13 protein-coding genes and 1 riboswitch are annotated in these 12608 nt (G+C 39.7%); of the genes, 9 read left to right on the plus strand and 4 right to left on the minus strand.

Going from position 1 to position 12608, the window contains the following annotated elements:
- Positions 1 to 227 precede the first annotated feature (227 nt).
- Complete coding sequence (locus tag NSS76_RS06535) at positions 228 to 2648, minus strand: bifunctional diguanylate cyclase/phosphodiesterase (protein WP_073204937.1); 2421 nt, start codon at positions 2646 to 2648, stop codon at positions 228 to 230.
- Between the two features lie 246 nt (positions 2649 to 2894).
- Here NSS76_RS06535 and NSS76_RS06540 point away from each other — a divergent pair, with 246 nt between their 5' ends.
- The 4 genes from NSS76_RS06540 to NSS76_RS06555 all read left to right on the plus strand — a co-directional run bounded on the left by NSS76_RS06540 (position 2895) and on the right by NSS76_RS06555 (position 6725).
- Positions 2895 to 3509 (plus strand): DedA family protein, encoded by a 615-nt coding sequence (locus NSS76_RS06540; protein WP_044331861.1) that lies wholly within the window; start codon positions 2895 to 2897, stop codon positions 3507 to 3509.
- A 76-nt stretch (positions 3510 to 3585) separates the two neighbouring features.
- Positions 3586 to 3756: riboswitch (yybP-ykoY riboswitch) on the plus strand.
- Between the two features lie 31 nt (positions 3757 to 3787).
- Positions 3788 to 4579, plus strand: a complete 792-nt coding sequence (locus NSS76_RS06545) for a TerC family protein (RefSeq protein ID WP_025092318.1) — start codon at positions 3788 to 3790, stop codon at positions 4577 to 4579.
- A gap of 215 nt (positions 4580 to 4794) precedes the next feature.
- Positions 4795 to 5550: an RNA polymerase sigma factor SigI gene (sigI, locus tag NSS76_RS06550; RefSeq protein WP_003210952.1), complete on the plus strand. Its 756-nt coding sequence runs from the start codon at positions 4795 to 4797 to the stop codon at positions 5548 to 5550.
- Positions 5547 to 6725 (plus strand): anti-sigma-I factor RsgI family protein, encoded by a 1179-nt coding sequence (locus tag NSS76_RS06555; RefSeq protein WP_270125228.1) that lies wholly within the window; start codon positions 5547 to 5549, stop codon positions 6723 to 6725. Before sigI ends, NSS76_RS06555 begins: the two co-directional genes overlap by 4 nt.
- Positions 6726 to 6763: 38 nt before the next feature.
- Here NSS76_RS06555 and NSS76_RS06560 read toward each other — a convergent pair whose 3' ends face one another.
- Both NSS76_RS06560 and NSS76_RS06565 read right to left on the minus strand, forming a co-directional pair.
- Positions 6764 to 6958 (minus strand): alpha/beta-type small acid-soluble spore protein, encoded by a 195-nt coding sequence (locus NSS76_RS06560; RefSeq protein WP_024424662.1) that lies wholly within the window; start codon positions 6956 to 6958, stop codon positions 6764 to 6766.
- A gap of 124 nt (positions 6959 to 7082) precedes the next feature.
- Positions 7083 to 7799 (minus strand): DUF1836 domain-containing protein, encoded by a 717-nt coding sequence (locus NSS76_RS06565; protein WP_103132207.1) that lies wholly within the window; start codon positions 7797 to 7799, stop codon positions 7083 to 7085.
- 278 nt (positions 7800 to 8077) lie between these two features.
- Between NSS76_RS06565 and htpX the strand changes: the two genes are divergently transcribed.
- From htpX to NSS76_RS06590, 5 genes are all read left to right on the plus strand, one after another.
- The gene (gene htpX, locus NSS76_RS06570) at positions 8078 to 8977 is read left to right on the plus strand and encodes a protease HtpX (protein ID WP_024424664.1); all 900 of its coding nucleotides are present in this window, start codon (positions 8078 to 8080) and stop codon (positions 8975 to 8977) included.
- A 144-nt stretch (positions 8978 to 9121) separates the two neighbouring features.
- On the plus strand, positions 9122 to 10468 hold the full coding sequence (locus NSS76_RS06575) for a TrkH family potassium uptake protein (protein WP_080652937.1): 1347 nt from the start codon (positions 9122 to 9124) through the stop codon (positions 10466 to 10468).
- A gap of 97 nt (positions 10469 to 10565) precedes the next feature.
- Positions 10566 to 11084, plus strand: a complete 519-nt coding sequence (locus NSS76_RS06580; protein WP_024424666.1) for a DUF421 domain-containing protein — start codon at positions 10566 to 10568, stop codon at positions 11082 to 11084.
- A 6-nt stretch (positions 11085 to 11090) separates the two neighbouring features.
- Positions 11091 to 11255, plus strand: a complete 165-nt coding sequence (locus NSS76_RS06585; RefSeq protein WP_087975542.1) for a hypothetical protein — start codon at positions 11091 to 11093, stop codon at positions 11253 to 11255.
- Positions 11248 to 11421, plus strand: coding sequence for a hypothetical protein (locus NSS76_RS06590; RefSeq protein WP_166644678.1), 174 nt, complete (start codon positions 11248 to 11250; stop codon positions 11419 to 11421). Before NSS76_RS06585 ends, NSS76_RS06590 begins: the two co-directional genes overlap by 8 nt.
- Before the next feature lie 28 nt (positions 11422 to 11449).
- Here NSS76_RS06590 and NSS76_RS06595 read toward each other — a convergent pair whose 3' ends face one another.
- Positions 11450 to 12469: an acyltransferase family protein gene (locus tag NSS76_RS06595; RefSeq protein ID WP_041116436.1), complete on the minus strand. Its 1020-nt coding sequence runs from the start codon at positions 12467 to 12469 to the stop codon at positions 11450 to 11452.
- Positions 12470 to 12608: the final 139 nt, after the last annotated feature.

The following is a 12608-nucleotide window of genomic DNA, read 5'->3' on the forward strand; positions in this document are numbered from 1 at the left end:
AGGTGCCATCATTGGCACCTTTTAAATTGTTGACAAAGGGCTAAAGTGATCTTTATTTTAGCCCTTTGTCTTCTTCTCAGCTCAGCGTGACAGAAAACCTTTGAAGTCTAGGAAGGACGAGTACCGGAGCGCAGCGAATTGAGCATACGTGAGCACCGGCACGCAGGACTGACACCGAATGCGAGGGTTTGTCTGCACGCTGGAAGGTGCCATCATTGGCACCTTTTTTATGTGTCAAGCAGCGCCGGATAGGCGATGAATTTTTCAATATCGCTTGCTGGCAGCGGTTTGGCATAATAAAACCCCTGCAGGTCGTCACAGCCCTGGGCAGATAATAGCTGAGCCTGTGCAAACGTTTCAACACCTTCTGCTATCACTTCGAGAGATAACTGGTGTCCCATCGCTATAATAGCCCCTGTAATCTGTTCAGACTTTGAATCACTTAAAATATCCTCAATAAAGGATTTATCAATTTTCAGTCGATGAATCGGTAAATCCTTTAAATAGCTTAATGAGCTGTGGCCTGTACCGAAATCATCAATACTAATGCGGACGCCAAGCTGTTTTAGCGACGTTAACACCTGTTTTGATTGCTTGATATTGTCCATTGTCATACTTTCTGTGACTTCAAGCTCCAAGAGTGACGGTTTCAGGTCGTATTTTTTCAGTGTGAGCTTGATCAAATCAATTAAGTCTTCAGAATTGAATTGTTTCGCAGATAAATTGACAGCCACAGGAATCTTCAGCCCATCGTCATACCACCTTTTTGCCTGCTTGCCAGCCGTATCTATGACCCATCTGCCAATATCAATGATCAGACCTGATTCCTCTGCCAGCTCAATAAAAGCCTCAGGTGATTTTAAGGAACCATCTGGTGCCTTCATTCTCAAAAGGGCTTCAACCCCAGTCATCTTTCTTGTTTTGGCACTGACTTGCGGCTGGTAGTGTAGGACAAATTGCTCTCTTTGAATGGCATCCCTCAGCTCCAGCTCCCGGTTTAACCTGTCCTCACTTAATCTTTCCATGGATTCGGTAAAGAACTCATAACGGCTTTGCTTATGTTTTTTGGATAAATACATGGCCATATCGGCTTTTCTCATCAGCTCCATCCCGTCTTTGCCATTTTGCGGAGAGATGGCGATCCCAATGCTGATTGATGTAATGAGCTGATGGTTCTGGATGAAAAAAGGACGTTCAAATTGATGGATGATATTTTTAGAAAATTGTTCGACTTTATGTGTATCATGATCCATGTGGGGAAAGATCATTAAAAATTCATCGCCGCCAAGTCTTGCGATAAAGCCATTGTCCGGTAAACATTGTGTCAGTCTATTTGCGGCAGCTTTCAGCAGTAAATCTCCGATGTTATGCCCGAGTGCATCATTAATAATTTTAAAACGATTTAAGTCCAGAAACAGAACCGCTGTTGATGTTTTTGACTTTTCTTGAGCGGAGAGAACATCATTTAAATGATTGATGCCGTGGCGGCGGTTAGGAAGCTCTGTAAGTGCATCATAATGTGCCATCACATGAATTTCTTTTTCTGCAATCCGCTGCTGCGTTAAATCTTTTAAAACAAGATAAATGCTGTCGAGTGAATTGTTCACATGAACAGGTATGTAAGTGACATGATAATAATAAAAACGATCTGCTGCTTTCAGTTCTGCTTCGCGTGTGATAGCTTTTTTTGACTGAGAAATAAATTCTTCCCACAACTCAGTCGGCATCACATATTGGCTGACATCATCACCAATCTTAGAATTGCACAACTCTAAGATTTGTTTACCAGAGTCATTTGCAGAAAGAACCTTTCGATCGACAGATAACACGATAATGCCGTCTATATTATGTTTGATAAGCGATTGAAACCGTTGTTCATTTTCTTTCAGCTGATCTGACTGCGTCATGATCCGGTGATCAATATAGGCACCAAAAATCATCAGTGTTTGGACTATAAGTGTCATTAAGCCGACAAAAATCGACAGACTGAATGGCGACATTTCAAGAGATCCACCTATAGCAGCCTGTCCATTTGAATGATAAAACATGGTAGAGGCAGCCATACCAGTATAATGCATACCTGCTATAGCACCGCCCATCAACATTGAACCAAGACCCTTTAAAAGATAATTCTCCCGTTTACTTTTCGTGCGGTCAACACGAAAGAAGAGTTTCAATGAGAAGTAGGAGGTAATGGCAGCAATGAAAAACGAAAGAAAAAAGAGGACTGGATCATAGCTGATTGAGACATTGGCCATTGATTCCATTCCAAGATAATGCATGCTGCAAATAGCTGAACCCATGGTGATTGAACTAATGAGCAGCCGTCTTCTAGAGAGCTGCTTTTGAATGCATATTGAAAAAGCGATCAAGGAACCGATAAATGAGGCCAAAATCGATAAAATCAGTAAGTATGTATCATATGTGATGCCAACACGCATTTGAAATGCCATCATGCCAATAAAATGCATCGACCATATCCCCATTCCCATGATCATTGCACCAATGAGCAGCCATACCTTTTTCTTTGCACCGCTTGATTGTGCTACCCTGCTGGCTATATGAAGAGCTGAGTAGGAGGCAACAGCGGCGACAGCGATTGACAGAAAGACAAGCCATCCATTGTAGCTTCCTGTTAAATGGGTCATGTAAGAAAACCTCCTGTACTTTAAAACAGACATATACTTAATATATCGGATCGAATGGCTTCTGTGTTCACCTTTCCTTCACTTAAATACAATAATCAACGTTTTTTTCACCCTTCTTTTATAGTAAAATCAAATTTAATGTAAAAAAACGACGAAAAGCGAATCGTTTCTTCGGTTTTATTCGTTTAATATATGGTGTGATTCTAAAAGAGATAGAATCAGTCAAATGATTATGTTTGAAAGGGATTGATAAACATCGAAGATTTTATTATTTCTTTAGCTGATGCCTTTAAGAACTTGTCATACTTTGGCATCTTCCTCGCATTATGCATTGAATTTGTACCTGCTGAAGTGGTTTTGCCTCTTGCGGGTTACTGGGTCTCAGAAGGGGACATGGCTTTTATCGGTGTTGTGGCGGCTGGCTCTATTGGCGGCGTGGCTGGCCCTTTGACCTTGTACTGGTTAGGACGTTACGGCGGCAGACCCTTTTTAAATAAATATGGAAAGTACTTTTTTATAAAACCTGAGTCGCTTGATAAATCGGATGCTTTTTTTGAAAAGCATGGCGGATTCGTCGCATTCAGCGGCCGGTTCATACCAGGAGTCAGAACGTTGATCTCCATTCCGTGCGGTATTGCCAAGATGAATGTGTGGGTCTTTTGCCTGTATACGTTTTTGGCAATTACACCAATTACGTTTGTGTATGTGTATCTTGGGTTTATGCTTGGGGAGAACTGGAAAGAGGTTGGCGCCATGATAGATCCTTATCTTTTACCAATTGGGATCGGTGTTGTGTTATTGTTTGTTCTCTACTTATTGCTAAAACGAAGAAAAAGAAAAACAGAAACGCCAACTGCCTAATCAATGGATCGAACAGAAGTCACCTGTTGACAATCGAGTGTCTATTGATTATGATATAAGTAATCTAAATATTCTAAATCCCGCCAAAGGGGAGTAGCGTCCGGTTTTTACCGGAAACAAAGTCGTCATTACATGGACTGATGTTCATCGGCTTTGTTGGCATGATTCTACATATCACATGTCTAGCAAGACCTTTGCCATTACAGGCAAAGGTCTTTTTTGCATTCATAAGCCTTTGTCTGTTGTGGGACAATAGATAAAAACAAGGAGGAATGATGATGGATGCAGCTATTATTTTAGAGTACGGGTGGGTTCTGCTCGTACTGATTGGATTAGAAGGGATTTTAGCAGCTGATAACGCGCTGGTCATGGCCGTGATGGTCAAACACCTTCCTGAAAAACAAAGAAAAAAGGCACTGTTTTACGGACTTGCAGGTGCGTTTGTCATGCGGTTTGGTTCTCTGTTTCTTATTTCGTTTTTAGTGGATGTGTGGCAAGTTCAAGCCATTGGTGCAATTTATCTTCTTTATATTTCCATTCACCATATTTTAAAATCACACGTATTTAAGAAAAAGGAAACTGAAACAAATGTGAAACAAAGCGGCTTCTGGGCAACAGTCGTGAAAGTAGAGCTTGCTGACATTGCTTTTGCTGTAGATTCCATTTTAGCGGCCGTCGCTTTAGCTGTGACACTGCCAAAAACAAGTCTTCCGCAAATCGGTGGACTCGATGGCGGTCAATTTATTGTCATTCTTTTAGGCGGTATCATTGGTCTTGTTATTATGCGATTTGCAGCAACGGTCTTTGTGAAACTGCTCAAAACAAGACCGAGCCTAGAAACAGCAGCATTTGTCATTGTCGGATGGGTGGGTGTGAAGCTCACGCTTTATACACTGTCACATCCAGCTATTGGGGTCGTATCGTCTCATTTTATCCATTCAGCATTATGGAAAGTCATTTTCTGGACAGTGCTTCTCGCAATTGCAGCATTTGGCTGGTTTTTATCAAGTCCATCAAGAAAAGGCGGGCAGGAAAACGAGGAGAAGCAAGAGGCGCGCCTGGGAGAGTAGGTTTTTTGAAAGAAATATCATTTCATTTTCATAACACGTATATTACAAATAAGGGGGAGATACCCCCTTATTTCTTTGCTTTTAGACGAAACATTGTAAAGTAGATGGTGACAAACATGTCATAATTGAGTAACAGGAAATGAATTCCTCATTTCTTCCTTTGCGCTTCCCTCATAAATTAGCTATCATAAATGAGTAATATAGGGAGAACTGAGGTGAAACCATTGCTTAGCCTTTTGTTTAAAAAAGGAAAGAAAAAGCAAACATTAGAGCAGTCGGCTATCAGTATTCAACAAGGTGATATCGAACTGCAAAATGCATTAATAGAGCAATACAAACCATTTGTCGCTAAGACGGTTTCATCCGTTTGTAAACGATATATAGATGAAAAAGATGATGAATTCAGCATAGGCTTAATCGCCTTTAATGAAGCGATAGAAAAATACTCTGCCGAAAAAGGAAACTCACTGCTTGCTTTCGCAGAATTAATTATTAAAAGAAAAGTGATTGACTATATTCGAAAAGAAGCAAGAAATGCGCCAACGGTTCAAATGGACCTGCAAGAAAGTGAGAATGGCGAATACTCTCAAAGCATGATTGAAGCCGAGCTCTCTGCAAATGAATATAGGCGTTTAATCGAACAAGAACATAGAAGAGAAGAGATTGAACATTTTAAAGAACGATTGAAAGTATACGGTCTCACGTTTCAAGAGCTGCTTGAGCATTCACCAAAGCATGCAGATGCCAGGCAAAATGCCATTAAAGTAGCCCATACACTCGTTGAACACGATGAGCTGAGAACCATTTTATTTCAGAAAAAACAATTGCCCGTCAAACAGCTGGAAAAGCTAGTGGAAGTCAGCCGCAAAACGATTGAGAGAAATAGAAAATATATCATTGCGATGGCGATCATTATGACAGGTGATTATGTGTATTTGAAAGATTACCTTAAAGGGGTGCTTAATTCATGAGAAGAGGCATTATAGTAGAGAAAAACAAAAAATATGTCACGCTGCTGACCCCTGATGGACAATTTCTGCGGACAAAATATGAAGAGCAAAACTATGAAATCGGCCAAGAAGTGACATTTCCGAATGAATCACGTCTCGAAAGAAAAAGAGCCGGTTTTTTTGACCTGCTTCGTTTACGTCCGTTAAATGCAGGAATCCTATCAATAGCAGCGATTATTGTCGTAATTTTTACTATGATGCCATCTTTCTCAAGTCAAAAAGCATATGCGTATATGACAATTGATATTAACCCAAGCTTTGAGCTGAAGCTTGATCACAATTATCAAGTGATCGGTGTCACACCGCTGAATAAAGATGCAAAGCAAGTACTGGCGAGTATGAAGGATTTAGAAAAAAACGACATGACCAAAGTCGTGCAGGAAATTATAGATGACTGTGACAAAAAAGGATATGTGAACAATTCTAAAAGTATTTATATTTCAACCGTTTATGAAAACAAGCAGGACAATACATATAAAACAAACGTAAAAAGCAAAATTAACACCATTTCTGGTGAATATCAAAAACGCAATTATAAGCTGGAAACTGTGGAAAGTGACATGGAAACAAGAGAAAAAGCTCAAAAGGCAGGCATTTCAACAGGAACATATATTAGAAATCAAGAAATGCAAGATAAAGAACATGAAGACATCAAAAAGGATAAAGACGGAGCAGATAACGATGCTGTGAAGGAAGAAGATCCTAAGAAACATGATGAAGAACAAGCAGATAAAGACAAACAAGAAGACGTAAAGACAGACGATAGCGAAGAGATGCAGCCAGATCAAGAGGCTCCTGAAGCTGAGGACAAAGAGCAGAAGGAGGCAGAGAGGGAAGAGCAAGGATCTGTTCAAAAGCCTCAAAAACCTGATGATGCAAGCAAAGACAACAACTTAAAGGAAGAAAAGGATCATTCTTTCGATAAAGAGCAAAAAAAAAATCAATCAACTGATCCTGATGAAAGAAGACACTGGAACGGCACATCACGTGGTGATGCGGAAAAACATGCAAAAAAAAACGGCAGGGATCAGAACAATCCATCCGCTGAACAAAAAAGAGAACATGTGAAGCAAAAAGGGAAAGGTGCACCGTTTCCTTATCGCGAAAACCGGCATGAGCACACATATGAACAATAAAAAACGCCAGAATAGCTCCGGCGTATTTCACCATGTCTTTATTTAGATTGATTGCCCATTTGTGATTGAGCCTGTTGAACGAGTCTTTTTGTGATTTCACCGCCAACAGAACCGTTTGCACGTGAGACTGTATCTGAACCGAGAGTGACGCCAAATTCTTGCGCGATCTCGTATTTAAATTGATCTAAAGCTTGTTCTACTCCAGGAACAAGAAGTTGATTTCGATTTGCCATGTTCATATTCCTCCTTTCACCTCATGTTTGTTGCGCCTTCTTATTTTGAAAAAAAAGCCGCACATTTATGCTGGCAATTGCTGTACAAAAAAACCGAGATGATGAAGGTCACCTCGGTTCTTATTTATCCCTTATTCAGCTGAAGCGTATTATACATCATTTCTTGAGCTGTACTTTGCAAATGAGAAGTAAATACAGAGAAGACGGTAGAACTGATAATTCCTTTAATCAAATGCCATTGGCTCTTCGTCAATTCTGTAAACTCGTCATGGAGCTTGTCTGTCTGCTCCTCAGTTATTTCTCGTAAATTTGTTTCCTTTAATGGAAATTGTGTATGGTGATAAATAAAATCAAGGACGTGCGCATATGCTTCATAAAAACGGATTGGACTAATAATATCATCTGTTCGATCTGTGATGGTGTTAAATAAGGCAGATAAGATCATACGAATGCTATCGAAGTCAAAAACTGATTTTAAATCCCTGACAATTAATAAAATAACGACCTGATCAATAGAGTATTTTTTGCCAAGCTCTGGATGGCCAATCATATCTTTAATATCACGTTTGATCCAATTTTGAATCGCCGTCGATTTAAGAGAAGTCAGCTCACACAAGTTGCCAAGCTCAACAATTTCATTTGTAGAAAGACCATGCTCTGATTTTTGCTTCCGCCGTTCAAGCTTCTCAAAAAAAGACGGGATCTTTAATTCATCATAGTCATGCCCCTTGCCATTTTTTACAGATAGTTTCAAAAGCTGAAGCGGAGTCAGATCTCCCTCTCCTTTTAGAGAATATAGAAGTCTTGTCATGTCAATTCTCGTTAATTTAAAAGTAACCATGTTCCACCTCATTTGTACGTCAAAACGTGATTATTGATCTAATTCAACATCATAGTCTCTTTTTGATGAAAATGCAAAATAAACTCATATTCAAACCTGTGCGTCACAATTTGTTCACTTTTCTGCTGGGGCAAATGTCGTAAATATTGATGTGATGGGGCTTTAGCCGTTATGATAAACAGAGAAAGTGATTCCTTTTTCCTTGCAATTTGAGACGTTTATTTTTATAATTTTATTAATAAGTTCATTTGAACTTAATATGACAGCGGAGGTTATGTATGGGTAAGAGAATATTTCTGTTTATATTAACGAACATTCTTGTTATCACTACGATTGGTATTGTACTGTCGGTTATTAGTGCAGCAACTGGTGTTGGTTCTTATATAGGAGCAGACGGAAGACTTAATATCCTTTATCTTCTTGTATTCAGTGCAGTTGTCGGTTTTGTTGGCTCGTTTATGTCACTTGCAATGTCTCGCTGGATGGCAAAAATGATGATGGGTGTACGCGTGTTAAATCCAGAAAAGGATTCATTAACATATGATGAGCAGCAGCTTGTTGACCGCGTGCACAGACTTTCAAGAGCAGCAGGCCTTTCTAAAATGCCTGAGGTTGGTATTTATCAATCATCTGAAGTCAATGCATTTGCAACGGGTCCTTCTAAGAGAAGATCACTTGTTGCGGTATCAACTGGATTGCTTCATGAAATGGATGATGCAGCAGTTGAAGGTGTCATCGCCCACGAAGTCGCTCACGTTGCGAATGGTGATATGGTGACGATGACGCTGCTTCAAGGAATCGTCAACACGTTCGTTGTGTTCCTTTCAAGAATTGCGGCATGGATCGCAAGCCGTTTTGTTTCACGTGAAGAGCTTGTGCCGATTGTTCACTTTATCGCTGTGATTGTCTTTCAAATCATTTTCTCTATCCTAGGAAGCCTTGTCGTGTTTGCATATTCTAGACACCGTGAATTCCATGCAGACCGCGGCGGAGCCGACCTTGCAGGTAAAGATAAAATGATTCATGCGCTTCGTTCACTTGAGGCGTACACGTCAAGAATCAAAGATGATGATCAAACAGCAGTCGCTACGCTGAAAATCAGCGGTAAACGAAAAGCTTCTCTTTTCTCAACACACCCTGATTTAAACGAAAGAATCAGAAGACTAGAAGCAAAATAAGAAAGAGGAAAAGACATTCTTTTACAGGATGTCTTTTTCTTTTTGATGAAAAAGAAAATAAAGCATAAAATAGCTTTAAAATCATGTCTCTTTTCATTAAAATGATAAAGGTATTCGAAAAGATAGATAAAAGAAGGAATGACAATGAATCCTATAAAAAAGCTAATTGACCGGCTGTCAGCTTTTCAGTTGATTGCCCTTTATTATTTTCTTGCTGTGACCGTGTCGTTTATTCTTCTCAGCCTGCCAGTGGCTCATCAAGAGGGAGTCAAATGGACATTCATTGATGCCTTGTTTACAGCGGTGAGTGCGGTAAGTGTTACAGGACTGACTGTTGTCGACACCTCACAAACATTTAGTGTGGCAGGGATGTGGATCCTTGCGTTTGTTCTGCAAATTGGAGGCATCGGCATTATGACGCTCGGTACCTTCGTATGGCTTGTCATGCGAAAAAGAATTGGAATTAAAGAAAGAAAGCTGATCATGGCAGATCAAAACCAAAGCAATTTATCTGGAATTGTGAAACTAATGAAGCAGGTCTTATATTTAATTTTGCTGATTGAGTTTGTCGGCGGGCTGATTTTAAGCATGTATTTTCTCAAGTATTACGATGTGCAAAGCGCTTTCTTGCATGGCTTCTTCTCAAGTATTAGTGCGACAACCAATGGTGGCTTCGATATTACAGGGAGCTCTCTTATCCCTTACAAAGATGATTATTTCGTCCAGTTTATTACGATGCTGCTGATCATCTTTGGAGCGATTGGCTTTCCTGTGCTTGTGGAAGTAAAGGATTATTTGTTCAATCAGGACCGTAAGCACGCATCGTTCTCATTGTTTACAAAAATCACCACGCTCACGTTCGGCGGCCTTGTCGTTGTTGGAGCGATTGGAATCTATGCACTTGAAGCCGGGTTTAGCTTTGTAGGGAAAAGCTGGCACGAAATCTTGTTCTATTCTTTATTCCAATCGACTGCAACAAGAAGCGGTGGGCTGACAACGTTAGATATTACGCAGCTGACGGAACCGACGCTTTTATTTTTATGTATGCTCATGTTTATCGGGGCTTCCCCAAGCTCTGTGGGGGGCGGAATTCGGACAACTACGTTTGCTCTTAATTTACTCGCCTTGTTTCATTTTGCTAGGGGAAATAAGTCCATTAAAATCTTCAAGAGAGAGCTTCATCAAGCGGATATTAATAAATCCCTTATGGTAACCATGATGGCGTTTATTTTGGTCTTTGGCGCTACGTTCCTGTTATCCTTAACAGAGCATAATACACTTCTTGAAAATTTATTTGAAGTTTGCTCTGCTTTCGGAACAACGGGGCTGTCACTTGGGATCACCTCAGATCTCACTGTGTTTGGTAAATGTATTATCATGGTGGTCATGTTTATTGGCCGGATCGGCATTCCAAGCTTTTTATATTTAATAGGCCGGAGAGAAAGCGAAGCAAATTATCATTATCCGAAAGAGCGCGTCATTATTGGTTAAACAGCATTCCATTTGAATGCTGTTTTTTTATTTCCATTATCTAACTGGCTAAATCATATGGGATGTTCGCAATCTATAGGTAAGAGGTGAACGAGACGTGCTGGATGTATTATGGAAAGCAATTGTCATGCTGCTAGTTGGTACCTTGCTGCTGAGAATAGCAGGGCCTAAATCCATTAGTCAATTAACTGTACAACAAACAGTGATTATGATTTCAATCGGATCGATTATTATCCAACCCTTTATTGAGCATAATTTACTTGAAACCATTTATGCAGCTACCATCTTTATTGTGGCACTTGTCATTATGGAAAAGCTGTCGATTCAATCGGATTTTTTTGAAAAATTGCTTTCAGGAAAATCGGTCGTGATTTTACAGGATGGCGAAATGCTTGATCATAAGCTGAAGAAAACAAGGCTCACAAGGGATCAATTTAAAATGCGTTTAAAGCAGCAAGGCATCACTGACATCAGCTGTCTCAAAAAAGCCACGCTAGAAGCCAATGGACAAATTGGCTATGAGTTAAAACCTGAGGAAAAGCCAGTGACGGTCAAGCAAATGAAAGAACTCCTTGACCAATTAAGAGAAGAACTAAACCTGTCAAAAAAGGACTGAATGCAGATGAAAAGAAAAGCAGCGAAAAATGAAGCATTAACAAATAATATGACGCCGACAGAAAGCATGGCACATGATCAAGGACAAACTCAATTTGACGAACAATCAAGAGATCGTCAGGCAAACCGAAATTCTCATAAAGGAAAACAAGGGGGAGCATCTCGTGACTAAGAAGCATATGAAGAGCAAAGAGATGAAGGACCATAAAAAGCCAATGGACCCAGATATTTTAGAAGAGGAATTTGGCAGTGAGCTTGGAGATATTAACAGCAGCAAATGGATTGATACATTGGTGAAGCCAAAGAAAGATGCTGCATGTCAGCAGAATAAGAAATAGAAAAAAACGATCCATGAAGGATCGTTTTTTATTTGATATAACTGCCTTGCCTGCCGGTGATTGTTCGCATGAGATTGGTCATTTTGAGCTCAATCACTGGCTGTGCAACGGTTTTGACAAAAGTGCTAGACAGGGTAAAGGTTAACAAAATGGTCAGCAGCAATAAAATGAGTACACTTGCTGCATTTAGCGCCCAGTCATCAAACCAAGTGGTTCTTAGCAGTTTGATCACAAAGCCATGTAATAAATAAACATATAACGTTCTTGTTCCCCATTTTGTAAAGAAGAAACGGCGTGTTGGAACTAATGCAAAGAAGCTGAATGTAGCGCCAAATGCAAGCAAATACCATGCCATTCGTTTCATCGCCGCAATCATTCCTTCATCTCCAAGAGAAGCATACGACTTTGAGCCAAATAAGAAGGAATAATCAAATTCATAGAAGTAGCAAAACAGGAACACAGCCATTAATACAAAAAGTGCTGCAAGCTTTCCTTTGCTTGTACGGATGAATTCAAAATGCTGCTTTTTTAAATAAAATCCAGCTAAAAACATAGGCAAGAAGACAAACGTACGTGATAAGCTGAGTGTATCGCTGATGCTGTCCACATAACCGACAAGTAATGCAATTGATAAACTGACGATCATCGCCCAGTGGAACGGCAGTTTTGAAAAAGGAATAAGCAGCAAGTTCCAAAAGAATAAACTAATTAAAAACCATAAGGACCATTGCGGATCAATTGGATTTAAATTGGCCATGCTTTGATCCTGTAATAGATAATAGTAAACCGAATAGATCACCTGAAAGATTAAATATGGGATGATCAGCTTAACGGCGACTTTTTTCATAAAGCCCGGTTTTCTAAACCCTTTTGCAAAAAAGCCAGAAACTAAAATAAAGGCGGGCATGTGAAAGGTATAAATAAACTTGTATAAATAGAGCATCCAGTCATTATCATGAATGAATGATCTTAACAAATGACCAAAAACAACTAGAAAAATCAGAAGGAATTTCGCATTATCAAAATAACTATCTCGTGAAGATGCCATAACATCACCTTTCCTGCTCGATTTCGAACATAAATGTTCTAAGTGCACTGTTCCCTTATTTGCCACATTCTAAAATACATTTTGGCTTAATTCGCTATTTGATGTGAAATTGTAGAACGGTTGTAAAAGAAGCGTAAGA

Source organism: Bacillus sp. FSL R5-0654 (assembly GCF_038008745.1).
GTDB lineage: Bacteria > Bacillota > Bacilli > Bacillales > Bacillaceae > Bacillus > Bacillus safensis.